The 24,735-nt window shown below is 33.2% G+C and carries 21 protein-coding genes; all 21 read right to left on the reverse strand.

What is annotated here, in order from left to right:
- Nucleotides 1–32: 32 nt before the first annotated feature.
- The gene (locus CLMAG_RS18170) at nucleotides 33–602 is read right to left on the reverse strand and encodes an indolepyruvate oxidoreductase subunit beta (protein WP_066625890.1); all 570 of its coding nucleotides are present in this window, start codon (nucleotides 600–602) and stop codon (nucleotides 33–35) included.
- Between the two features lies 1 nt (nucleotide 603).
- Nucleotides 604–2,385 carry an indolepyruvate ferredoxin oxidoreductase subunit alpha gene (gene iorA / locus CLMAG_RS18175; protein WP_066625899.1) on the reverse strand — a complete coding sequence of 594 codons (1,782 nt, stop codon included), beginning with the start codon at nucleotides 2,383–2,385 and terminating at the stop codon, nucleotides 604–606.
- A gap of 24 nt (nucleotides 2,386–2,409) precedes the next feature.
- Nucleotides 2,410–3,318 (reverse strand): bifunctional enoyl-CoA hydratase/phosphate acetyltransferase, encoded by a 909-nt coding sequence (locus CLMAG_RS18180; RefSeq protein ID WP_066625902.1) that lies wholly within the window; start codon nucleotides 3,316–3,318, stop codon nucleotides 2,410–2,412.
- Nucleotides 3,319–3,661: 343 nt separating this feature from the next.
- On the reverse strand, nucleotides 3,662–5,545 hold the full coding sequence (locus CLMAG_RS18185; RefSeq protein WP_066625905.1) for a sigma 54-interacting transcriptional regulator: 1,884 nt from the start codon (nucleotides 5,543–5,545) through the stop codon (nucleotides 3,662–3,664).
- Nucleotides 5,546–5,715: 170 nt separating this feature from the next.
- Nucleotides 5,716–6,615, reverse strand: coding sequence for a LysR family transcriptional regulator (locus CLMAG_RS18190; protein WP_066625908.1), 900 nt, complete (start codon nucleotides 6,613–6,615; stop codon nucleotides 5,716–5,718).
- A 96-nt stretch (nucleotides 6,616–6,711) separates the two neighbouring features.
- Nucleotides 6,712–7,857, reverse strand: a complete 1,146-nt coding sequence (locus CLMAG_RS18195; protein WP_066625911.1) for an iron-containing alcohol dehydrogenase — start codon at nucleotides 7,855–7,857, stop codon at nucleotides 6,712–6,714.
- A 26-nt stretch (nucleotides 7,858–7,883) separates the two neighbouring features.
- Nucleotides 7,884–9,851: an oxidoreductase gene (locus CLMAG_RS18200; RefSeq protein ID WP_066625916.1), complete on the reverse strand. Its 1,968-nt coding sequence runs from the start codon at nucleotides 9,849–9,851 to the stop codon at nucleotides 7,884–7,886.
- Nucleotides 9,852–10,141: 290 nt separating this feature from the next.
- Nucleotides 10,142–12,700 carry a RyR domain-containing protein gene (locus tag CLMAG_RS18205; protein WP_066625919.1) on the reverse strand — a complete coding sequence of 853 codons (2,559 nt, stop codon included), beginning with the start codon at nucleotides 12,698–12,700 and terminating at the stop codon, nucleotides 10,142–10,144.
- 339 nt (nucleotides 12,701–13,039) lie between these two features.
- Nucleotides 13,040–13,168, reverse strand: a complete 129-nt coding sequence (locus CLMAG_RS34410) for an OadG-related small transporter subunit (protein WP_278330881.1) — start codon at nucleotides 13,166–13,168, stop codon at nucleotides 13,040–13,042.
- A 22-nt stretch (nucleotides 13,169–13,190) separates the two neighbouring features.
- Nucleotides 13,191–14,315, reverse strand: coding sequence for a sodium ion-translocating decarboxylase subunit beta (locus CLMAG_RS18210; protein WP_066625148.1), 1,125 nt, complete (start codon nucleotides 14,313–14,315; stop codon nucleotides 13,191–13,193).
- A 25-nt stretch (nucleotides 14,316–14,340) separates the two neighbouring features.
- Nucleotides 14,341–14,733 (reverse strand): biotin/lipoyl-containing protein, encoded by a 393-nt coding sequence (locus tag CLMAG_RS18215; RefSeq protein ID WP_066625922.1) that lies wholly within the window; start codon nucleotides 14,731–14,733, stop codon nucleotides 14,341–14,343.
- 36 nt (nucleotides 14,734–14,769) lie between these two features.
- On the reverse strand, nucleotides 14,770–15,102 hold the full coding sequence (locus CLMAG_RS18220) for a hypothetical protein (RefSeq protein WP_066625925.1): 333 nt from the start codon (nucleotides 15,100–15,102) through the stop codon (nucleotides 14,770–14,772).
- A 71-nt stretch (nucleotides 15,103–15,173) separates the two neighbouring features.
- Nucleotides 15,174–16,583, reverse strand: coding sequence for an oxaloacetate decarboxylase subunit alpha (locus tag CLMAG_RS18225; RefSeq protein ID WP_066625934.1), 1,410 nt, complete (start codon nucleotides 16,581–16,583; stop codon nucleotides 15,174–15,176).
- A gap of 321 nt (nucleotides 16,584–16,904) precedes the next feature.
- On the reverse strand, nucleotides 16,905–17,447 hold the full coding sequence (gene citX, locus CLMAG_RS18230; protein ID WP_066625936.1) for a citrate lyase holo-[acyl-carrier protein] synthase: 543 nt from the start codon (nucleotides 17,445–17,447) through the stop codon (nucleotides 16,905–16,907).
- Between the two features lie 32 nt (nucleotides 17,448–17,479).
- Entirely contained in the window at nucleotides 17,480–19,012 is a 1,533-nt protein-coding gene (gene citF, locus CLMAG_RS18235; RefSeq protein ID WP_066625938.1) for a citrate lyase subunit alpha, read from the reverse strand.
- A gap of 1 nt (nucleotide 19,013) precedes the next feature.
- Nucleotides 19,014–19,901, reverse strand: a complete 888-nt coding sequence (citE, locus tag CLMAG_RS18240) for a citrate (pro-3S)-lyase subunit beta (RefSeq protein WP_066625940.1) — start codon at nucleotides 19,899–19,901, stop codon at nucleotides 19,014–19,016.
- Entirely contained in the window at nucleotides 19,901–20,200 is a 300-nt protein-coding gene (gene citD, locus CLMAG_RS18245; protein ID WP_066625943.1) for a citrate lyase acyl carrier protein, read from the reverse strand. The genes citE and citD overlap by 1 nt, the downstream gene beginning before the upstream one ends.
- Nucleotides 20,201–20,215: 15 nt before the next feature.
- Nucleotides 20,216–21,262, reverse strand: coding sequence for a [citrate (pro-3S)-lyase] ligase (gene citC, locus CLMAG_RS18250; RefSeq protein WP_066625946.1), 1,047 nt, complete (start codon nucleotides 21,260–21,262; stop codon nucleotides 20,216–20,218).
- A 189-nt stretch (nucleotides 21,263–21,451) separates the two neighbouring features.
- Complete coding sequence (citG, locus tag CLMAG_RS18255) at nucleotides 21,452–22,330, reverse strand: triphosphoribosyl-dephospho-CoA synthase CitG (protein ID WP_082831991.1); 879 nt, start codon at nucleotides 22,328–22,330, stop codon at nucleotides 21,452–21,454.
- Nucleotides 22,317–23,024: a GntR family transcriptional regulator gene (locus tag CLMAG_RS18260; RefSeq protein ID WP_066625949.1), complete on the reverse strand. Its 708-nt coding sequence runs from the start codon at nucleotides 23,022–23,024 to the stop codon at nucleotides 22,317–22,319. The genes citG and CLMAG_RS18260 overlap by 14 nt, the downstream gene beginning before the upstream one ends.
- Before the next feature lie 213 nt (nucleotides 23,025–23,237).
- Entirely contained in the window at nucleotides 23,238–24,539 is a 1,302-nt protein-coding gene (locus tag CLMAG_RS18265) for a CitMHS family transporter (RefSeq protein WP_066625953.1), read from the reverse strand.
- Nucleotides 24,540–24,735 lie beyond the last annotated feature (196 nt).

Consider the following 24,735-nt stretch of genomic DNA (forward strand, 5'->3'; position numbering starts at 1 on the left):
TGCAACATACATTCTAGATTTAATGAATATTTTTATACTAAATTCATTCCTACTTCAATAGCCTTTAGGTTAAGATCAACAAATTTTGGCTTAACGTTATCCCTTATAATCTTTTCCCAGTTTATTTTTTCAAGTTTCATTGCCTTAATAATGGTTCCCAGTAAAATAACATTAGTAACTTTTGAGTTTCCAATCTCTGCAGCATACTTATGTGCATCAACAGCTATTGTTTTAACCTTTTCGCTGAGTTTTTCTATAATACCTGTAGGATATTCTACTTTTCCAGAAAGAATAGGCATAGAATTTATCTGAAAGTCATTAACTACAACTTTCCCATCTTTCTTCAAATATTCGAGCCATCTTAATGCCTCCATCTTTTCAAAAGAAACTAGTATATCTGCTCCACCAACTTCAATAACTGGAGATTCAACATTTTCTCCGTATCTAACTTGAGATGATACAGAGCCACCTCTTTGTGACATTCCATGAATCTCACTCATCTTTACGTCATATCCAGCTTCCATAAGACCTGTTGTTAGCAGTTTGCTAGCAAGTATTGTACCTTGTCCGCCTACTCCTACTAAAAGAATACTCTTTACCATATTAAGATTCCACCTTTCCTATAGCTTTAACTGGGCAAACTTGAAGACAAACTTCGCAGCCTACACATGTATCTAAATCAATTTTCGCTTTTTTATTTGCTTTTTCAACAGATATAGCTGGACATCCTGTTTTTACGCACATCTTACATCCAACACATTTCTCATCATCAACTCTACATTTACTTTGGAACGCAGTAGCAAATTCCTTTTTGTCCTGCTCTGTAAATTTCTTAAGAACACATGGCCACCTTGTAATGATTACTGAAGGTTCATCAAGACTTAATGCCCAATCTAACGTATCCTTTACTAATTTAAGATCATTTGGATTTATTATTGCTACATTTTTAATGCCACATGCTCTAACAAGTTTGTCTATATCTGCTTCAACTGTCTCTTCCCCCTGTAGTGTATAACCTGTTCCTGGATTTTGTTGATGTCCTGTCATACCTGTTATTCTATTGTCAAGTATTACGTTAACTGTATTTCCTTTATTATATGCAACTTCTAAAAGTGAATTTATACCTGTATGCAGGAATGTCGAGTCACCCAATACTGATACAACCCTCATTCTATTATTTTCCTTCATATTGAAAACTTTTTGTGCTCCATGTCCAATACTTAAGCTTCCCCCCATACATACTGCTGTATCCATTGCAGCATATGGTTCATCAAAAGCTAAAGTATAGCAGCCGATATCTCCAGACACCATTACATTCTTTCTCTTTCCAAGTTCATAGAAGAAACCTCTGTGAGGGCATCCAGCACAGAATGATGGCGGTCTCGAAACCACTTCATTTTTATCATATTCTATAGTTTCATTGGATTGTCCATATACAGCCTTTCTAATAACATCTGGCGTCATTTCTCCGAAAGCCGGGAAAAGATTTTTTCCATAGCAATCAAATCCTAACATTCTAACTTTATCTTCAATGTATGGATCATTTTCTTCTATAATATAGAGTTTTTCAATCTTGCTAGCAAATTCCTTAATCTTTTCAGTAGGAAGTGGATTAGTAAATCCTAATTTTAAATATGAAGCTGTATCCCCAAAGACTTCTTTCGCAAAGCTGAAAGCAGCACCTGAAGCAACTACTCCTATTTTAGTATCATTCCATTCAATGAAGTTTAAGTCGATGCTGTTTGAGAATTCCAGAAGCTTGCTCATTCTTTCCTCTAGTGATGCTCTAAGCTTTCTCGCATGGGCTGGAACTGTTAAATATTTTGCTGCATTCTTAACATATTCTTTAATTTCAATTTCTTCTCTATCCTTACATTCTACTATTCCTTTAGAATGACAGGATCTCGTAGTCATCCTTATCATAACAGGAATATCAAATTTTTCACTAACTTCATAAGCTGCTTTTACCATGTCTTTTGCTTCTTGACTGTTTGTAGGTTCAAACATTGCAACTTTAGCAGACTTTGCATAATTACGGTTATCCTGTTCTGTTTGTGATGAATGTTGCCCTGGCTCATCTGCTGATATTAATACCATTCCTCCATTAACACCTGTATAAGCAAAAGTAAATAGTGGATCTGCTGCAACATTAAGTCCTACGTGCTTCATTGCCGCTAGAGATCTTGCTCCTGCAATAGATGCACCTATTGCTGCTTCTACAGCGACCTTTTCATTAGGAGCCCATTCTGAATAAACCTCTTTATATTGCGACATATTTTCAAGTATTTCTGTTGATGGTGTTCCTGGATATGCAGAAGCAAACCTTACCCCTGCTTCCCATGCTCCGCGAGCAATAGCTTCATTTCCTGTTAATAACTTTTTCATAATTTTACTCCTATCTCTTTTGGTTTACTGCTGAACTGCTGATGCAGATAACACTAGCGACAAATATTTTTCTTCTGCTGTAGATCCCCTTGAAGTTAAAACAATTGGCACCTTAGCTCCAACTATAAATCCTGCCATTTTTGCATTTGCAGAATAGCTTAGGGATTTTCCCAATATATTTCCTGTTGTAATATTAGGAACAATTAATATATCTACATCCCCGGTTACTGGACTGCTATAGCCTTTTATATCTGCTGATTCTTTGCACATTGTTAGATCATAGGATATAGGGCCTTCAACAATGCAGTCTTTTATTTCTCCTCTTTGATTCATCTGTTTTAGCATGTCTGCATCTACCGTTTCGGGCATCTTAGGATTAATCGTTTCCACTGCTGATAAAACTGCAACATTAGGAGTTTCATAACCCATAGCAACAAAAGTGTTAACAGCATTTTCAACAATTTGCTTTTTTTCTTCCACATTTGGATACATCATCATTCCACCATCTGTAATTGCTAGCAGCTTATGATAAGTAGGGACTTCATACATTGCAATATGAGATATAACATTTCCTGTTCTAAGGCCTTTTTCCTTATTAACTACTGCCTTTAAAAGGTCTGCTGTTTGGATTTTTCCTTTCATTATGAAATCTGCCTTATTTTCACGTATAAGCTCTACTGCTTTCATTGCTGCTTCAGAATCATCTTCCACATTAATAATTGAGCTATCTTCCAAATTTACCTTTAATTCTGCTAATATTTTTTGTATCTTTATCTTGTCCCCTATCAATATAGGTTTTACAATGTTATCTTTCTTAGCTTTGAGTACAGCTTCTAAGGTATGCTCATCCTGTGCTGCTACTACTGCTACTCTTTTCTGTGATTTATCGTTTTGAACTTTTTCAATTAACTGATTAAAATTTTTAAATTCCATGTCTACCTCCTAGTAAATGAAGTGAAACTTGAATCAGATTATGTTTTAATCCCCATCTGATTCTTAGTTGAACGAATCCAGTGGCGTAGCCGCTCTTTACTCCCTCTTTGAGAAAAGCAGAGAGCCCAAACTCTGATTTGGTGCGAATCGCTTTCACACCGTGCGCAGGGAGTATTAGAGCGGGTAGCCATCGGATAAAAAAGTATCAATACAATATTTATAAGCAACTGTCATGCCAATGCTAAAGCAGTGCTTAAAGTGGCATTTCAATGTATATATTATTTTTCTCACATAAAAAAGGTGTAAACTAAGTTAATATAACGTTAACTTAGTTTACGCCTTTTTAGTCCTGTACTCTTTTCTTCTTCCATAAAGCAGTTCTGCTTATTCCTAACTGTTTAGCTATTTCTGTCTTTGTCATACCTTGATTTGATAATATTTCTATCATCTTTTCCTCTATAGATTGATACATATCCCTTAAACTAACATTACTATCTATATACTGCATTTTTTCATATTGTATCCCTTCACCTTCATCTTCATATTCATCCAAATCAAGTTCATGGAATAGCACATATCTTTGAGCAACATTTTTCAACTCTCTTACGTTTCCAGGCCATGTATGATTTACTATTCTGTTCTTATCCTCACAACTTAATTCTAGTTCATCATTTTCTTCCGATAGTCCTTTCAAGTAATATTTAAATAGTGGAATTATGTCATCCGTTCTTTGTCTAAGAGGTGGGATACTTAGCTTTAAAATATTTAATCTATAGAATAAATCACTTCTAAAGTTTCCATCTCTAACTTTTTTCTTTAAATCCTCATTAGCAGCAGCGATAACTCTTACATCTAAAGGGATAACATAATCTGAACCTATTCTCATTACTTCTTTTTCCTCTAAAACACGGAGCAGCTTCGCTTGAAGACTAAGGGACATACTGTTTATTTCATCTAAAAATATAGTTCCCCCATGAGCCAGTTCAAATAATCCTGGCTTTCCACCCTTTCTTGCTCCTGTAAATGCTCCTTCCTCGTATCCAAAAAGTTCACTTTCCAAAAGACTTTCTGATATAGCTGCACAGTTAACAACTACAAAGGGTTCTTCCTTTCTACTACTTATATTATGTATGCTTTGAGCAACAATTTCCTTACCGGTACCACTTTCTCCACAAATCATAACAGTGCTATCTGTCAAACCAATTTTTATTGCCTTAGCGACAGTATCTTGCATAATAGAATCATATGCAATAATATCCTTGAAAGTATGCTTAGCAACAAGTCCTTTTTTGTTCATTTCATATCTTATTTTCTTTTCTAAATTTTGAAGCTTAGTAATATCCTGAAAGGAACATAAAACACCATTAATATTTCCATCCACCTCCAAAACAGATGTATTGGAAGTAATTATAATCTTCCTTAATTTTTTAATTTTATTATATTGATTAATTTTATCCTTCAAAACTTCTATCATGAATCCTAGTTCTGGATAAACCTCTAAAAGTTTTTTATCCATCACATCTTTGCTATCTTTCTTTAATAATTCCTCTGCTCTTTCATTATATAGTATGATTTTACCCTCTGCGTCTATTGCTATGACAGCATCATGCACTCCATCCAATATGGTTTTAAGGACCTCATTTTTATATCTTTGTTCATATAAACCATCTACTAACTCTTTTGCATATGTGATTGCTTCATGAATAGATTCTCTGCTGGCACCTATATGAACATTGTCTATTCCCTGTTTTCGAGCACAGCTACATGGGATTCCTCCCCCAACAATTACAAATTCTTTACTTCTATCAATATACTTACGTACTCTGTCCTCTATCTCTTCTTTAATACGATATCTTTCAATTGTGATATTAGTTTTAATTAAATCTTTTAATTCGTCATAATCGAAGTATTCATAAATAGAAATAAACAAAACTATCTGTTTCTTATATATACTTGCTATTTTTACTGCACGTAAAATATCTAGTGTAGTAATCTTCAAATGCACTACAGGAACATTAACCTTGCTAACTGTATAAATATATCCCCCACTTCTTGCTACAATCGCCTTAGCACCTTTACTCTCTAATATTCTCCCCTGCTCTTCCATTTTATTGGAATCCAATATATCTATAATAACTTTCCCTTGTTCTACATCCTCTGGAAATAATTCTATAATGCTATTTTTAAGCTCTGCATCAGAGGCAATTACTCCTATTTTTCTATTCATATAAATTCTCCTTAATTATTAGTGAAATTTTATAGCCCCTTGAGACTTTTATGGGTAAAAATAAAAAGCATATGACACTTATAATAATCTTATTATAAGACATATGCTTTATTCTTTACTACTAAAACACCTTAATATTAGAGTAAAAGTGCAGAGTATTTTCATAGATGTCATTCAATTATATTTTGATTATTTTTACTCAAAAAGTAATTCATAAATATTTTCATAGTTTGATTTATTTTTGTATCTTTTTTCACAATAAATCCTATATCCCAAATAGCAGTTGGACTATTGATTGGAATACAGCTCAGTTCATCATAATTAGCTATATTAGCCAAAGAATTCACAAAAACAAATACTCCTTTATTTAAGGCTACAAAATCGTATGCTATTAATAAATCAAAAGTACATTTTGTATAAATATTAGGTTCAAATCCCGCCTCTATAAAATGATCCATTATTAAGGATTGTATTCGAAAGGTTTCATCTAATAAAATAAGTTTTTCATTTCGTAAATCTGTAAAACTTATACTCTCTTTTTTAGCAATAGGATTATTTTTATTTACTACAGCTACAAAGTAATCCTTCTTTAAATGATAATATGAAAAATCAATTTTGTTTCTTGGATTTATAGTGCATGCGATATCAAGGCTTCCATTTAGTACATTAGCTTCACATTCAATATCCCTATATTCATGTATAACAATATCTATTCCTAAAAAGTCCTTACTAAACTCAACTATTTCTTTGGTTCCTAAAGTACGTAGAGTTCCTGGTGCAAAACCTACCTTTAACTTTCTTTTTTTCATTTTCACTTTATTGTAAATATCATCTTGAAAAACATCAAACTCTTTTATAAGTTTGTCAGCTTTGGGATAAACATATTCACCTAGTTCAGTTAATTCAACGCCGCGAGATGTTCTTTTAAAAAGTGGAGTGCCCAGTTCCTTCTCCAGATTGCTAATTATCCTGCTAAGTGCCTGCTGCGTTATAAAAAGCTCTTTAGCTGACTTAGTAAAGTTTTTATCTTGACATACTTTTATGAAATATTTTAAAGAAGTTATATCCATAATACCTCCTTAATAACTAAATATTATTTATATAGGATAGCAGTTTTATTATACAGTTCTACCCTATATAAATAAAGGTTTTATAGAGTATATAACTTACTTATAATTATCGTACATAGCTCCAAGAATTACTTGAACTTCTTTCTTAGTTAGTTGTTTGGGTACGAAATTATAACATGCATCAGCTAATACCATGTCTGCTATACCTATTAATTCTTCTCTTACTATCCCTAATTCTTCTAAAGATTTAATACCTACTTTTTTAGCGAATTTACGTATTTCTGCCGCTACCTTTTCTCCAATTTCTATATCTGTTTCTTTTCCATTAAAGCTAATATCCATAGCTTCTCCAACAACTTTAACTTTATCAGCTTTAATGTTAGAAGCATACTTCATAACTTCTGGTAATCCAATTGCACATACAGCACCATGTGCAATGTGGAACTTAGCACCAACTGAATGGGCAATAGCATGTCCTAAATGCACCAAAGAATCATTAAAAGCTAGTCCAGCAAAATTACTTGCTAGTAAAAGACTTTCCCTTGCTTCAATGTTTTTACCATCCTTCATAGCTATTTCAAGAGAAACAAATACTTTTTTTATAGCATCCGATGCTAAAAGTTCTGACTTAGGATTGGGAAATTTTGCTGTAATTGCTTCTGCTGCATGAGAAATTGTATCCATACCTGTATTAGCGGTTACATCTACCGGAACAGATGTAGTTATTTCTGGATCTAATATACCTAAAGTTGAATTACAAATAACAGAATTTTTAACATTGTTGATTGTATCTGTTATTACTCCAATAGAGGTACTCTCACTTCCTGTTCCTGCAGTTGTAACTACCATTATTACAGGAACTCCCGGAGTATAAAAAGGATTTCCAAAGTATTGATTTACAGGAGCTGGATTATTAACTAATACATTTATACCCTTAGCTGCATCCATAGGACTTCCCCCACCAATTGCAACTATACCATCTATCTTTTCTGTTTTAGCAAGCTCTCCGCCTTCATTTATAATATAATCCGGTGGATCAGCAATTATTTTCTTAAATTCTACTATTTCTAAACCTGAATTTATTAAGCTTTCTTTTGCTTTAGCATATCCATTTAATTTTGCAACATTTTCATCTGATACTATCATAACTTTTGTACAACCTAATTTTTTTGCCTCTTCACCTAATAAACTAATTGTTCCTGCTCCACAAATAATTGGACAAGTTTGTGCATATCTTCCCATAATACTACTCCTCCTGCTATTTATTTTTATAAATTATATGCATTCGCAAAACCAGTTTCCATTGCATTTCTAATTTTACCTGGCTTGGATGCATCACCTAATATTTTAACTATGTGAAAATTAGTATTAATCTGATCTAATAATTCAGTATTAGATCTAGTTCCCAATGAAATAATTATATTATCAAAGGAATAATCCTTAATTTCATTACTTTCCATAAGTTCAAAAGTTGCTTTTCCATTTTCAATTTTAATTAATTTGTGCTTTGGATAAAGTTTTACACCATACTGAGAAACTCTGCCCATTATATCTATAAGATTTTGGAAAAATAGTCCTGGTCCTATATTGTCAGCCATTTCAAATACAGTAACTTCATTACCCATCTCAGCTAATAATTCTGATGTTTCTAATCCAGTCATACCAGAACCTACTACACCAACTTTTTTTCCTTCTAATTTAACTTTTCCACTTAATATATCTACAGTTGATAAAACTTCTTTACCATCAATACCAGATATAGACTTTGGCATTATTGGATTTGAACCTTGTGCAACAAATACTGCATAAGGATTTAGTTCTTTTAAATCATCTATAGTAGGTGCAGTATTTAATCTTATTTCTACTCCCAATTTTTCAGCCTGTACTCTTAAATAATCTATAAGCCAAGTTATTTTTTCTTTCTTTGGAGGCTTATTTGCAAATTCTAGCTGTCCACCTATTTTATCTGATTTTTCAAATACTACAGGCTTGAATTTTCTCATTGCAAGAACTCTTGCTGCTTCTAAACCTGCTGGACCTGCACCTATTATGGCTACAGTTCTTCCATCGCCGTCTTCTCTAAAATTGCTATAATCTAATTCTCTACCACTTTGAATATTTATAGCACACTGGCAAGGTGAGTTTGTCATATCTGCAAACATAAGTGTTTCCATACAGTGAAGGCAGGATATACATTTTCTGCACTCATCAGCTCTGCCTTCCTTAGCCTTATTTGACCACTCTGGGTCTCCAAAATGTTGTCTTGCAGAACCAACAAAATCTACTTTTCCTTCTGCTATAATACTATCTGCGTATTCAGGTTCTCTAATAACTGCAACCCCAATAACAGGAATATTTACTGATCTTTTTATAGTTTCTGGTAAATTTATTTTCCAGCCTTGATCAAAGGAAGTTGGTTCCCAAGCAGTGTTCATAGTTTCATAAGTACCTGAACTAACATCTATTGCATCTACGCCTAATTCTTCTAATCGCTTAGATATCTCAACACCATCTTCAAGATGTAGCCCTTCCTCTGGAAAACCTATTTTTTCATAAAATTCATCAACGGATAATCTTACAATTAACGGAAAGTCCTTTCCACATCTTTCTCTAATACCAATTACTATTTCTTCTAAAAATCTAATTCTATTTTCAAAACTTCCACCATATTTATCAGTCCTGTGATTTGTATGAGGACTTAAAAATTGATTTACTAGGTATCCGTGTGCTCCATGTACTTCAACACCATCTATACCTGCTTTTTTAACTCTTACTGCAGCAGCTATAAAGTTTTCTACCATCTCTTCAACTTCTTCTGTTGTCATAGCCACTGTTGGTTGATGTACACATTGACATTCAATAGCACTAGGTGCTAACATTGGTAAATTTCCATTAATAGCGCTTATACCTTGTCTGCCTGGATGATATATTTGAACTACTATTTTACTATCATATTTGTGAATCTCATCTGCTAATTTTTTTAAACCAGGTATATGTTTATCATGTGCTGCAGACATTTGCCTACAATTTCCTCTACCTCTTGACTCTTCAATCATTGTAACCTCTGTAAATATAACTCCTACTCCACCTTTTGCTCTTGCAGCGTAAAAGGCAACGGTTTCATCGGACATTGAACCATCCGGATTTCCTAAGTGAATGCCCATAGGTGTCATTACAATTCTGTTTTGCATTTCCATAGATCCTATCTTGCCTTTTGAGAACAAATTATTAAACATATAAATTCCTCCTACTCGTATAAATTAAAATATTCTGATTTCTTTCACTTCATGTTAATATTTTAACGCTTGTTATAATATTTATAAAACGCTTATTTGTTGTAGGAGTCACAATAAAAATTGATAGTTGCATTCTAAACTTTTATCTTTCGCATATATTTCTAATTCGTTTGAATAAATATCGTATTATTATAAAACTGCACTAAAAATAAAGCATGTAACCTTGCAATATTTTACTTACATGTTACATGCTTTTCTAAAATATAAATTTTATAATACTTCAAACTCACCTAGGACTTTAATCGTTCTAGCTTAAAATTAGACTTTGCTAATATTTCTGGCCAAATCTTAACCATCTGATATACTTTATTTTTCTTTTCTTGTGGCAGGTTTTCCCAGTAAATAAGACCAGGATCAGTTTTTTTCTTATTATCTTTAAGCTCTCCATACTTCCATCCAGTCTTTTTCCTATGGCGATACCAGCGTATATGCTCGTCTTCTGCTAAGATTTCCACTTCTTTGTCTGTAAATTCCACAAACTTAGGATTTTCCTTAACAGAAATAATATCATAATTAATTTTAAGTAAAGAATTAGGTATATGTCTAGCTTGATCTCGACTAGAGTTTTTAAGTTCTTCACTAAGGTTTTCCCACGGTACTATAAAATCTATAATATCCATATTTTTATTATTTTCATTGAGCATTCTATATTTTTCATGAATAGCCATTGCAAGACTTTCAATTTTTTCACTATAAAATGCATCAAGCATTAGATGACGTAAGAATTGTTCTTCATCTACGTGTAATTTCAACTGTTCCTTTGAAGGCAAATCAGATTGTTCCCAAATCTTAGCATTAGTTAACATGCTCATTTCCAGTATTGCCTCCATTGATCTTGATTCATGTTTATATCTTCTGATTTTAAGTAGTGCTCTTAGTACACCATTATCGATTTGAGCCTCTCCATTATCATTTATGAGATGAGGCACTTTACGCTCCAATAGTGAGCGTAACAACATAGCTCTTCTAATTATAAATAATTGATCCTTCTCATCTGTTTGATTTGGGCCTAATATATTTACATAACCTCTTAATCTACTTGTAAAATCTGGGCCCTTAGCTCCTTTAAATTCTGTTAAAAATTCTTTTTTTTCATTTTCTTCTTTTATATCTTCTCCAAGGAATTCTCTAAAAGTACTATTTGTTCCACCTGCAAACACAAAGATAGCTTTTCCTATAGGGTGAATAGAATCTCCTTCTCTAAATATGCCATCCTGCATAGGTGCTAAGAAGTATTTTAGCCATCCCAATTTTCCTTCAAAAGCAGAGTCGAACTCATCAAAAAATATTAGTGGAATTTTACCTTTTAGTGAATAATCTCTTACCTTATGAAAAGCATTAATTAAATCTAAGGGATTTCGAAACTGGGATAAATTAAAATTTAGCTTTTCAATTAATTCTGGAGCAATACTATCTGCTATTTCTGATACCCCAAAAGACTTTCCTGACCCTGGGGTTCCAAATACAGCTATGGAAAGTGGACGAACTGTATTTTTAGATGATATATATTCCCACATAAGATTTTTAATACTTCTATAGCTTTCAATCTCTGTTCTATCTACAGTTTGTAAATTTCCAAACTGTGCTATAGGTATAGATTTAAGTACATTTTTCACTCCATTTTTCACTATATCGTAGGCTATTTCCGCTAAGTTGGTAGAGCTTTTATCCTTAAGAATATACCAGTAAGAATTATTTTCTTCATTAATTACATTAGGTATTTTTACATCTTGAATTAATTCCTTATGTATAAAATCATTTTCTCCTTCAATAAACATTTCTGGATTAGGAAATTGAACTTCCTCTACACTTTTTCCAAAACCATTGATGAAATATTTTTGAGCCGCCACAATTCCCTCACGTATTCCTTCACCTATTGACAAAAATAAATCTTCCTCATTATGACTCTCCCAAGCAATGCTGCGTGCAAGACCGGCAACAAAACAAGATGTAAGCCCATACATTTTACCTAGAGTATCTTTAAAGGAACCACCCTCACATTCATAAGGTATAAAGTATAGATAAGCTTCATTAGTACCTCCATCCTTGTAATAGATGGCACCTTCAAGACCAAAAGGCACTATAAGGTGATGACAGTTTGCAAGAAATGCAAGATTAGGATTGTTATGAATTTGCCATAAGAACTCCTGTGCTGTTTTTTCCCATGAGAGACTTTTACTTATATTAACTCCCTTGGAACGTAAGTCATCAGCATTTATTACAACTATAGTTTTTTCAATATGAAATTTCTCTAATTGTCTCCAAAGAGCACTTGAACCAATTGGATTATTCATTTTATATAAAACTATTGGAGATTTTTCAGTTGATCTTAAAGCCATAGGCCAAAACTCTTCATTAGAATTAAAGCCATTATTTTCATCATCTATTATAACTATATTTGCATCAATAACATCATCTGCTATAGGTAGCAATTTAGGAATACCTAATGATGGTCCCGCAAATCCTAAAAAGCGTTTTACCCTATATACCTTGCCTTTGCTTTTTTCCTCTGCACATACAGGAAAAAGATCTAACTCTGCCATAGAACAAAGAAATTCTTTTGATAAATTCGTTTCTATATCATCTGTTTTAGGGGAGTATACAGCTGCGTCTGTAGCTAATGCTACAAGCTTTGCCAAAAGTAATGACTCGCCTGATTTTAAAACACTATGTACATTTTGATGAGTTTGCCAGCTTAGGCCTTTATTATTTTGTGGTTCTGTTATCCATTGTAAATAATTTATACATATATCTCCTGATACAACGATTTTTAAATTTTTACCCTCCATGATTCTCACTCCTTTTATCCGATGACTACCTGCTCTAATACTCCATCTTCTTCAAAGTTGGAGTAAAGAGCGGCTACGTCCCTGGATTCGTTCAACTAAGAATCAGGTGGAGTTTGAAACTCCATCTGATTCAAGTTTTCACTTCATGCCGTAAACAATAATGTATATTTATTAATAATATATTAAATTAACTCAATTTACAACTATTATAAGTATAGCAAATTTGTAAATTTAATTTTGAATAAATATGATTTCCTATTAACCTTTAGGTTACATTAATAAAAAAGCTGTAGATAAGATTTATATCTAAAACTTATCTACAGCCTACATATTAGTTTATTATTTCTCTGGGAACACTTTTATTAAAGTTTTTATCAAAGCATATATTATTGACAATACTACAAATATTCCGCCCATACCTGAAGCCATTACACTTAGTGATTCTTTAAAAGTCATTAAAGGATCCATTTATAACACCTACCCTATCTTTTTAGAACTTAATTAAGTTCATTATTAATCCACCGGCTATAACTGAAGCTACCTGTCCTGCAACGTTAGCTCCTACTGCATGCATTAGTATAAAGTTCTGAGGATCTGCCTCAGTTGCCATCTTTTGTATTACTCTAGATGACATTGGGAATGCAGATATACCTGCTGCACCAACCATTGGGTTTACTTTCTTCTTTAAGAAAAGATTTAAGAACTTTGCAAATAGTACTCCACCAATTGTATCGAATATAAATGCTACCAATCCAAGTGCAATTACAACTGCAGTTGTTGCTGTTACAAATTGTTCTGCTTTCATAGAAGCAGCTATTGTAATTCCTAGTAATAAAGTTATGATATTTACAAGTTCGTTTTGTGCTGTTTTTGATAGTCTTTCTAATACACCAGATTCTCTAATAAGGTTTCCGAACATTAAGAATCCTACTAGTGCTACGGAAGTTGGTGCAATTAGTCCTGCGATTACTGTAACCATGATAGGGAACAATATTCTTGTTTTCTTAGATATAGACTCTGCCTTGTAAGGCATTCTGATTGCTCTTTCCTTCTTAGTAGTTACTAATTTTATTGCAAAAGGCTGAATTACTGGCACAAGTGACATATATGAGTATGCTGCAACAGTAATTGGTGCTATAAGATTACTGTGGAAGTAGTTTGCTACGAATATTGAAGTTGGACCATCTGCTGCTCCTATGATACCTATTGAAGCTGCATCCTTTAATTCGAAGCCTAAAAGTGCTGCCGCACAGATAGTAAAAAATATTCCGAACTGAGCTGCTGCTCCGAATAGAAGCATGAACGGATTTGATAGAAGTGGTCCGAAATCTATCATCGCTCCTATACCTATAAATAATAGTAAAGGAAATGCTTCTGTGGAAATTCCACTTTCGAATAGGAAATCCAAGATTCCTTCAACTGGAGTTCCGTTTAACACCTGAGTTACAGCTCCAGATGCAGGTATATTAACAAGTATTGCTCCAAATCCCATTGGTAGTAGTAATGCTGGTTCAAAGTCTTTAACAATAGCTAAATATATAAGCAATCCTCCAATAGCCCACATTACAATCTGCTTTATAGTAATCGCAGCAACACCTTGAATTAAAAATTCCATTATTGTTATCCTCCCTGTTTTTATCTTAAGATATTTGAACTAAAGCATCTCCTGGGTTTACCATATCACCTTTTGATACATTTACTGAAACAACTTTAGCATCTCTTGAAGCAACTATTTCATTTTCCATTTTCATTGCTTCTAATACAAGTAAAACCTGTCCTTTTTTAACTTGATCTCCAACTTTTACAGCTATACTAACTATAGTTCCTGGCATTGGGGCTTCTACAGTTTCTGCTCCTGCAACCGGTGCAGTTGGTGCAACTGGAGTTTCTTTTTCTACTGCTGTAGGAGCAGCTTCTCTAGCAGCTGGTGCTGCAGCTTGATTTGCTGAAATTGCAGCAGAAGCTTCTCCAGTTACTTCTTCCATTTCTACTTCATAAACTTTACCATTTAACTTTATCATGTATTTTTTCATAGTAATTAAACACCTTCCAATTATTAATTATTTTAACTATCTGATTCTAGTTAATTTTGATATATGAAAATAAGCGTCTGGTTTTTCATTAGAAGCCATAATTGAGGCAGCTAAAGCTACTACCAATCTATCTTCTTCATCATCACTATCATTAAAATTCTGTACAGGATTGTGAGATACAATATTGTTGCTATTAGTAAAGTTTTGTACAGTATTTTGCTCTACATTATTTCCTGATTTACCTTCTGTTATTGCCTGAGATAGCTTAGAAACCATTGATATTGCATATAGTACCAATACAGCAAAAATTGCAGTTAAAGCTCCTAGTGCAATAATAAGCGTTTCTGAAAGATTTATGCTATTTCCCATTCTGTTTCACCCCCTTGGTATTCCTCTCGTAAGTCTATAACAATTGTTTACTATTATGTCTTTAATAATGACTACATAGTTACTGTAATATAGTTTACTTTTTCACTACTGTCTTTTACTTCACTGGTGTCTTGTGATTTAGGATTCAATCTATCTTCAAAGAATTTCTTTGCAACTTGAGGGAATAAAACGTAAGATAAAACATCTTCCATTGAAGTAGCTAATTCACCAATTTCAGCCTTGTATTTTTCTATTTCTGGCTCTAATAAATCTGCTGGTCTAACAGTTACAACTTCCTCATCGCCAATGATCTTTTTCTTAACTTCATCGTTGATTGGCGCTGGAGGCGCTCCATAAAGACCTCTCACATACTCTTTAATTTCCTTTGGAACCATCTTATATCTATCGCCAGCTAAAACGTTAAATACTGCTTGAGTACCTACCATCTGGCTAAGTGGAGTAACAAGTGGTGGAAACCCTAAATCTTCTCTTACTCTTGGTATTTCCTTAAGCACATCTTCATACTTATCGAAAGCACCTTGACCTTTAAGTTGAGACATTAGGTTAGATAACATACCTCCTGGAACCTGGTAAGTTAAAGTGTTTGGCTCAACATCCATTACCTTAGGATTTAGTACTCCATTCTCTCTATATTTTTCTCTTATAGGCTTAAAATATTCTGCTATTTGATTTAGTAAATTTATGTCTAGTTTAGGATCACGCTTACCTTCAGCAAGTGTCACTACAGTAGATTCTGTAGCTGGCTGTGAAGTTCCCTCTGAGAAAGGTGATATAGCTGTGTCAATTATATCTACTCCAGCTTCCACTGCCTTCAAATATGTCATTGAAGCAATACCACTAGTACAGTGAGTATGAAGCTGTATTGGAATTTTAACTGTTTGTTTTAATTTTTTTATAAGTTCATAGGCTGAATATGGTGTTAGTATACCTGCCATATCCTTAACACAGATAGAATCTGCTCCCATTTCTTCCATAGTCCTTGATAGCTTTACGAAGTATTCTACTGTATGAACTTTACTAGTTGTGTAACTTATTGCGCACTGACAGTGAGCACCAGCTTCTTTGATAGCTTTAATAGAAGTCTTCATATTTCTAGTATCATTTAATGCATCAAAAACTCTAATTATATCTATTCCATTTTCAACAGACTTCTTAATAAAAGCTTCAACAACATCATCAGCATAATGCTTATAGCCTAGAAGGTTTTGACCTCTTAAAAGCATTTGAAGCTTAGTATTTTTAACAGCCTTACGTATTTCTCTTAGTCTTTCCCATGGATCTTCATTTAAAAAACGGAGACATGAATCAAAAGTTGCTCCTCCCCAAACTTCCATTGAATGATATCCAACCTTGTCCATTTTTTCTAGAATAGGCAATATTTCTTCAGTTGTAAGTCTGGTAGCAATTAAAGACTGATGACCATCTCTTAATGCTGTTTCTGTAATTTTTACTGGATTCACTACTATATTCCTCCTTTTAGTCGGAAGCACTGGGTAATTTAATCCGTTCGCTCCCCTTCGGGCACGGGGTAAATTAACACGTTCGCTTCCGCTCACAATTTACCCGACAAAGTTCATTTAGAACTTTGTCCTCACAAATTACCCGTTAAAGTCCATTTAGGACTTTAACCTCCCTTAAATATTTTAATACCTGTATGCTCATTAATATTATTTTCTTTATCCTATTAAAGAATTCAGAAAGTTTTTTACATTCTGCTGTCACATCTCTCAACTTGGGCTTTGGAGAGATGTGACAGCAGAATGCAAAACTTTTATTGCATTTTATATACTTTTTCCATTAAAATAAGTTAAAGCAATTTTTTCAATATAATCTATCAATTCATCAACACTATGATTCCTTGATCTACCACACTCAAAAGCGTTCTTTTCACACATCAGGCACTTTCTAGGCTCTCTTCCAATTTGTTGTCTACTTAGCTGGTTACCCTCTAAGTCTAAAATGTCAAAGTCAAACAATCTACCTAGTGGATGTGTTTCTTCAATTACTGTGGTTATTTCTTTAATTAAAGATGTTGTACCCTTAAAGGCTGCAAAATATTCTGGTCCACTGTTTTTATAAAGCACCTTTTCATCAATAATTTCAACAGAAGCTTCTGTCAGCTTATTTTTAGCAGTTAATAATCCATCATCAAATATATGTTTAATGAGAGAACTATATTTTATAGGTCCAGGAATATTAAGCTTATAAGAAATAAGCGAACTTTTATATCTTTCTAAAAAATACTGTTGAATCTGTACTCTTTGGTCTCTTGAGGCCAGTATATCTTGCAGATTTTGTTCTTCGCCTTTGAAGGATACACCCATCTGAAACACCCCTTTTTATTACTTTTAACCTATTATTTTACTTTTCTTATCACATCAATAATACTTCCATCTCTATACTCAACAAGAGCTACTACCTTGTCATCGTATTCGATTGGATCAGCTTCCCCAACTATCTTCTCAGCCTTATCTCTTAATTCTTCAACTGTAACTATTGGAAGACCACTATCTTTTAATATTTCTATCAAGTCAGTTCTCTTAGGATTGATAGCGATTCCTGCTTCAGTAACTATAGCGTCTATGCTTTCGCCAGGTGTAATTACTGTGTTAACAGAATCAACTATAGTTGGTATTCTTCCACGAACTAATGGTGTAACTATAATAGCTAATTTAGCAGATGCCGCTGTATCACAGTGTCCACCTGAAGCACCTCTAGCAACTCCATCAGAACCAGTTATAACGTTAACGTTAAAATCAACATCTATTTCTAATGCTGAAAGCACAACTACGTCAAGCTTGTTAACAATTGCTCCTCTGTTATGAGGATTTGCATAGAAAGATGAACTTACTTCATGATGCATTGGATTTTTAGCAATTGAAGCTACTCCACCTAAGTCAAAGTCTTGAACGTCAAATATATGTTTTATAAGTCCTTCTTCATGCATTTCAGTCATTGGTTTTGTAATTCCACCTAAAGCAAAGCTTGCTTTATAGTTATTTTCGATCATAGCATTTCTTAAAAATCTAGTAACAGCTAATGTAGATCCACCTGTACCTGTTTGGAATGAGAAGCCGTCCTTAAAGTAAGGAGAATTTATTATTAAATTAGCTGCATTTTGAGCAATTAATAATTCCTTAGGATTTTTTGTAAATCTTGTAGCACCTGAAGCTATACCAGCTGGATCACCGATAGCATCAACTGTAACTACATAATCAACAAAAGTTTGATCGATACTTGCTGGAGCATTAGGGAAATCTACTAAAGTATCTGTTATTATAACTACTTTATCAGCATACTCAGCATCTATTTTTGCGTAACCTAGAGATCCACAATTAGCTTTTCCTCTTGTTCCACTTGCATTACCATATTCATCTGAAGCTGGAGCACCTAAGAATGCTACATCTATTTTTATATCTCCTGCTTCTATAGCTCTTGCTCTTCCACCGTGAGATCTAACAACTACCGGGTTATCCATTAAACCGTTAGAAATAGCTTCTGCTAATTCACCTCTTAAACCACTTGTAGTAATGTTTGTAACTATACCACTTTTAATATGCTCGATTAATGGCTTATGAACACTACCTAAAGAACTAGCAGCTATTGTTAAGTTCTTTATTCCCATTTTAGCAATAATATTCATTACCATATTTAGTATGAAGTCACCTTCTCTAAAGTGATGATGGAAGGATATTGTCATTCCGTCTTTTAATCCTGTCTTTTGGATTGCTTCTTCTAAACTAGTTAGTAGTTTAGTTTCGCCAGGATTAACATGTTTAATCTTTGGAGCAACTTTAACTATTTCTTCAGTATGAGCAAATTGACCTTTGAATATTCTTCTTCCTTGTAAAACTTCATCTGGAATCTCTCTACCTATAACGTTTTTCATATTAGATTTCCTCCTTATACACGCCTGCAGCTTTTGCTAACTCAAGTACTCTTTCAGCTCTTTCAATAATTGGTTTATCGATCATTTTTCCGTTAAGAGAGATAACCCCTAATCCTCTTTCTGCTGCTTCTGTAGCTGCTCTTACAACATTTATAGATTTCTTTATTTCAGCCTCTGTCGGTGTATAAATTTCATTTACTGGAGCTATTTGTCTTGGATTTATTACTGATTTACCATCGAAACCTAATTGATGTATTAACTTAACTTCATTTTTAAAGCCTTCTTCATTGTCAACATCAGTATATACAGTGTCGAAGCAAGCTATGCCTGCTGCTCTTGCTGCTATTATAAGCTGAGTTCTTGCACCTAAAAGTTCCATTCCATCAGGAAATCTCTTTGTCTTCATGTTAGTAACATAATCTTCTGCACCTATAGCTACACCAATAAGACGTTTACTTGCCTTACAGATTTCATATGCATTTATAATTCCTAATGCACTTTCAACAGCAGCCATCATTTTAGTAGAACCTACTTCTCTTCCGATTTTTCTTTCTACTTCTTCAATTACAGCTTCAACATCAAGAACATCTTGTGCTGTTTCAGTTTTTGGCAATCTTATTACATGAACACCAGCTCTTACAACTGCTTCTATGTCATCCCTTCCATAAGGTGAGTCTAATCCATTTATTCTTACAACTAATTCTGTATTTCCATAATCTACAGTTTTTATTGCATTGTATACTAAAAGTCTAGCTGAATCCTTTTCAGTTAATGCAACTGCATCCTCTAAATCAAACATTAATGAGTCAGCTCCGTAAATATAAGCTTCCTTAACCATACTAGCATTGCTACCTGGTAAAAACATCATAGTTCTTCTTAAACGTCCCATTAGCCAACTACCTCCCAATCAAAATTCTGAGTTACTCCTGCAGCTCTGAAAGCAGCACATTCAACTCTTGCCTTTATTACGCAATCTAATGCGCCTTTATCTGTAGCTATTACCTTAGCACTCTCAACTCCCATAGTCTCAAGTGTAGTATTTATAACCTTTCTTATTTGTCTTCCAAATTGTTTTTCAACACTACTGTTTAACTCAATCTCTATTCCAGCTTCTTCTCTAGGTTCAATTCTTACCTGTATGTCGCTTGATTCCAAAGTTCCCGCTATTGAGACTTTTTTAATTTCCATTTAATATACCTCCTATTAGTGTCTTCCTGTGTTATTTTTTATTTTTTCTATTAATCCAGCTGCAGCTCTAGATTTAAAATATTCATAGGTGCTGCTTGGAACTAGTTCTTTAATTTTATCTATTTGTCCCTCTTTTATATAAGCTCTCACTCTTGAAGCACTTACTGCTTTTCCTTCCAGTTCTAGCCTTGGAACTACTCTACATTCTATACCTTCCTCTTCGAGAGTTGATTTCATTATTTCATTATATTTTCTTGTAACTTCACAATAAGGTTCTTCACCTACATATCTTCTATTTATCCCTAAAGCAGGTCCAATATACTTTCTAAATATTTGTAAATCTAATTTGGCATGTGTGCTAACTACAGCCTTTCCATCTTTGATAAAATATGATGGAAATGTGGCACCAGATATAATATAGTTTCCTGCTTTATGAAGAACAACATTCTTCAAGTGGCTTGTACCTCTTTTAACAAGTTCATATCTAACTGAAAATGGTACAATAGATGCATCTTCTGAAACTACAAACACATGTACAACATCGTTTTCACTTGATACCTTTTCCACCAAATACTGATGTCCGAAAGTAAAAGGATTTGCATTAATTACAATACTAGCTACCCTAGCACCATCAACTCTCTTTTTAGATAAATTCATAGCATATTCTTGTATTCCTTTGAACTTATTTTCCATTAGTACAACTGCATCTTCTACTCTAGCAACTTCATAAAAACCTGTATTGTTAAAAAATTTTGCTGTACTGCATTTAGTATATAAAAATATATCTGTATAACCTCTAGAATATTGCTCAGTCATAAGGTGTGAAACTACCTTGTTTGTTACTCCTAATCCTTGGTACTCCGAATTTACGGCTAAGCATCTTAAAGTATTTTTAAAAAATGATCCCGTTGCCACTAACTCTTTTGAATCATAAACACCAACAGTATAGTCGAGATTCTTATCTAGCTTTATACCTTCATTGTTTAAAAATAGTTCAATTTCCTTTCTCTCACTTGAGTCCTGTAAAAATATTCTTCTATCTTTAAGGCCGTAATCCATCATAGTTCTTACTTCCTTTCCTCTAATTTAAATTAAGAGTTTTTATCTTAATTTAATTATAAGACAGACTTCCTACATGACCAAGTTTTTTTGATGTTCTTTCCTGCACTTTTGATGTTTTTCTCATATTTTACCTGTTCTTTTATTGACGTAAAAATAGGGATACCTAAGTATCCCCAACCTCTATGTTATCTAGTTTACGATTCCCTCAATTAACCCAAGAAAAATACTTACTGCAAGAAGATCTGCAGAGCCTCCTGGACTTATATTCCTTTCAACAAATCTTGTATTCATAATCTCTAATTTTTTTCTTGCATCCGCCTGGTACATTCCACCAAACTTTAAAAAGTCCTTTGATATACTTTTAGCATAAATAAGACTTTCAATTCCGCCTCTAATGACTACATTAGTATCTTCACTTTCTGTCATAATGCTCATTAGCACCTGTAAGAGTAAATCATTAATAGAAAGTTGTCTTTTTTTAGACCATTCCCTAATAATTGGTACCGCCTGCTTCTGAACAGTTTCAAAACCACTTTCTACTTCCCCACGTATACCTTTGTATCCATATTCTTTAAATAAACGTTCACCATGAGTCAAATTACTCTTATTGTCAATTCCATTAAAATCCTTAACTGTTAAGTCCTTAGTAATACTTTTTACCTCATTGCAAACTTCTTCTATAAAAAATTTTTCTTTTCCATGCTTTCTATATAAATTACCTACTGCTCCACAAAGAACTCCTAATGAAAACACTATTCCTTTATGAGTATTAATGCCGTTTGTAGCCTTAAACATAGACTTCTCACACTTAATCCCTGGAATTCTAAGTCTATCCATAAGATTTGTACTATCTGAATCATCAAAGTAAATACCTTCAAGAACACATTCATATAAACCACTATATAACGCCGAACTACTTGCCATAAAAGTAAAAAAGTCCATATCCCTATGTGATCCTGAGTTATACCGATCAACTAATCCAGGCTTTGGAGTAGCACTCACTTCATAAAGTATTGCCTTTTGCGCCATCGATGCCACATAGTGGGCAAATTCATTATCTTGTATCAAAGTTTTCTTCCTCATCTTTCATTGTTGAATAAACAATATCTAGTGAAATATCTAGATGTTCTTTTATAAGCTTATCAATATCTTTGGTATTCTTTTCTTCTATTGCTTTTAAAATAGCCCTATGCTCACCTAGAGCTTTTTCTCTTCTTTTATCATCAGTTATAGAAATATCTCTGAACTTTTTAATATAATCATTTAATTTACCAATCATACTGGCTAATCTTTTCATTCTGCTAGCTTTATATATTAAAGAGTTAAATTCTCCAAACAGTCTTATTACTTCCTTAACATCACCTTGTTTGTTTTTCTGTTCTGTAAGGTCCAGTAATTGTTCCAATTCGTCCATTTCTTCTTTAGTTATATGCTCCATGGCAGTTATAGTTGCTAATACTTCCAAGGACTGTCTGATTTTATAAACTTCAATAATATCTTCTTCTGAAATTCTTTTTACCACTACCCCTACCCGTGGTATATTTTCAACCAACTCTTCTTCTTCTAATCTTCTTATTGCTTCTCTTACAGGTGTTCTACTAATATTTAGTCTCTCAGCATATTCTTTCTCTACAATTCTTTCTCCCACTGGAATAATACCACTTATAACTGTCTTCCTTAAACCTTCATATACTATTTCCCTTATCGGTTTATTCTGATTAAAATTCGTGTTTCTTACAAACTCATCCATATAATCTGTCATAAAAAACCTTCTTTCTATATGTAAATATATTGTTTATATATTATATTATACTATATAATGAGTTTTAAACAACAACGAAAAACTTAAAAATATTGTTTCTACATATATCATTTCAATAAAATCACAAATTTAAACTATTTATTATAACAAGAAAAAGTTCCCTTAGGAACTTTTTCTTATACCAGTTAAATATATTGAAACATCATGCTATTTCTATAGAGGCATAACCCCTGTAATTACTGCTGCTAGTACAAATATTAAGAATGTACCTATTGACCATTTAGCAGCATGTCTTTGCCATTCTCCCATATCTACTTCTGTTAGTTGTAATAGTAGATATATAAATCCAACAAGTGGACTTAATAAGTGGAATGCCTGTCCCATTGTAGACGCAATACCAATCTGTAATGGAGTAAATCCATAAGCAGCACCAGTTTCTGCAAGTACAGGAAGCACACCTAAGTAGAATGCATCATTTGATAGTAAGAATGTACCTGGTATACTTAAAACTGCTGTAACTGCAGCCCAATGTGATCCTAAAGATTTTGGAACTATTGAACCTAAGTTTTGAGCAATAGCTTTTGCCATTCCAGTTTCTGTTAATACACCCATGAATATTCCTGCTGCAAGTACCATAACTATAACTTGTACAGCATTTCCAGCGTTTCTTTCGATAACATCTCTTTGATCTTTTAACTTAGGATAGTTTATAATAAGAGCTAATGCCGCTGCTACTTCAAATATTACAGAAGATGGAACTTTTCCACTAATTAATACAACCATAACTGTCATAGTTAGTATAAAGTTAATCCATATAAGCTTTGGTCTCTTAAGAGCTTCTTCTTCATCTGTTGTAGCAGCTATTTCTGATAAAAATTCATCGTTAATTTCTACAACACCTAATCTCTTACGCTCTTTTAATCCAAGGTAATAAGCAACACCGATAACATAAATAATAGCTAATCCCATTCCAGGAAGCAGTGGATTTAATATAGTTGAACCTTCAAGCTTTAAAGCTGACATTATACGAGCAGTTGGGCCACCCCAAGGTAAAAGGTTCATTATAGAATTTTGCATTATTATTATAGTAGCCAAGTAAAGTGGCTTGATCTTAAGTTTCTTGTATACTGGTAGTAAAGCAGAACATACTATCATAGTAGTTGTTGATCCATCACCATCAACAGATACAACTGCAGCTAAGATTGCTGTTCCAACAAGTACTTTTACTGGATCGCCTTTTACAAACTTTACAATCGCTTTAACAAGCGGATCAAATAATCCAACATTTATCATAATTCCAAAGAAAAGAATTGCAAACAATAACATAGTTGAGGTTGTGGCAACACCTTTAATACCTGTAAGTGCATACTTTCCAATGTTAAGACCAAATCCTCCAATATATGCAAATACAATTGGTACTACTATAAGAGAAGAAAATGCTGTCATACGCTTAGTCATAATTAAAAGCATAAAAACTACAACAATACTGTAACCTAAAATAGTTAATAACGACATAATTTTGTACACCTCCATATTTTCGGAAACGATATCAATAATATTTTTTTAACAAGCCTGGCCAGCTGATTATCATTATATAGGTGAAAATCGTTTTCTACAATACACTTTTCGACACTTTATGAATTTCGTTGTAACTTTCTTGCAATTCTTAAAATGGCATTAATATTTTCTTAAAATAATATTAAAGATTATT

The organism is Clostridium magnum DSM 2767 (assembly GCF_001623875.1).
Classification (GTDB): Bacteria; Bacillota; Clostridia; order Clostridiales; family Clostridiaceae; genus Clostridium_AM; species Clostridium_AM magnum.

Bases quoted from the DNA above. Each gene is read 5' to 3' on its own strand.
- CLMAG_RS18220 (WP_066625925.1), bottom strand. From the start codon at position 15,102: ATGGGAAATAGCATAAATCTTTCAGAAACGCTTATTATTGCACTAGGA.
- CLMAG_RS18200 (WP_066625916.1), bottom strand. From the start codon at position 9,851: ATGTTTAATAATTTGTTCTCAAAAGGCAAGATAGGATCTATGGAAATG.
- CLMAG_RS18210 (WP_066625148.1), bottom strand. From the start codon at position 14,315: ATGGAATTTTTAATTCAAGGTGTTGCTGCGATTACTATAAAGCAGATT.
- citF (WP_066625938.1), bottom strand. From the start codon at position 19,012: ATGAAAAACGTTATAGGTAGAGAGATTCCAGATGAAGTTTTACAAGGA.
- CLMAG_RS18205 (WP_066625919.1), bottom strand. From the start codon at position 12,700: ATGGAGGGTAAAAATTTAAAAATCGTTGTATCAGGAGATATATGTATA.
- CLMAG_RS34410 (WP_278330881.1), bottom strand. From the start codon at position 13,168: ATGGATCCTTTAATGACTTTTAAAGAATCACTAAGTGTAATGGCTTCA.
- citC (WP_066625946.1), bottom strand. From the start codon at position 21,262: ATGATGGATTACGGCCTTAAAGATAGAAGAATATTTTTACAGGACTCA.
- citD (WP_066625943.1), bottom strand. From the start codon at position 20,200: ATGGAAATTAAAAAAGTCTCAATAGCGGGAACTTTGGAATCAAGCGAC.
- CLMAG_RS18185 (WP_066625905.1), bottom strand. From the start codon at position 5,545: ATGAATAGAAAAATAGGAGTAATTGCCTCTGATGCAGAGCTTAAAAAT.
- CLMAG_RS18190 (WP_066625908.1), bottom strand. From the start codon at position 6,615: ATGGATATAACTTCTTTAAAATATTTCATAAAAGTATGTCAAGATAAA.
- CLMAG_RS18170 (WP_066625890.1), bottom strand. From the start codon at position 602: ATGGTAAAGAGTATTCTTTTAGTAGGAGTAGGCGGACAAGGTACAATA.
- CLMAG_RS18215 (WP_066625922.1), bottom strand. From the start codon at position 14,733: ATGAAAAAATACATGATAAAGTTAAATGGTAAAGTTTATGAAGTAGAA.
- citE (WP_066625940.1), bottom strand. From the start codon at position 19,901: ATGGGACGTTTAAGAAGAACTATGATGTTTTTACCAGGTAGCAATGCT.
- CLMAG_RS18180 (WP_066625902.1), bottom strand. From the start codon at position 3,318: ATGGAATTTAAAAATTTTAATCAGTTAATTGAAAAAGTTCAAAACGAT.
- iorA (WP_066625899.1), bottom strand. From the start codon at position 2,385: ATGAAAAAGTTATTAACAGGAAATGAAGCTATTGCTCGCGGAGCATGG.
- citX (WP_066625936.1), bottom strand. From the start codon at position 17,447: ATGGGTGTATCCTTCAAAGGCGAAGAACAAAATCTGCAAGATATACTG.
- CLMAG_RS18265 (WP_066625953.1), bottom strand. From the start codon at position 24,539: ATGTCGTTATTAACTATTTTAGGTTACAGTATTGTTGTAGTTTTTATG.
- CLMAG_RS18260 (WP_066625949.1), bottom strand. From the start codon at position 23,024: ATGACAGATTATATGGATGAGTTTGTAAGAAACACGAATTTTAATCAG.
- CLMAG_RS18195 (WP_066625911.1), bottom strand. From the start codon at position 7,857: ATGGGAAGATATGCACAAACTTGTCCAATTATTTGTGGAGCAGGAACA.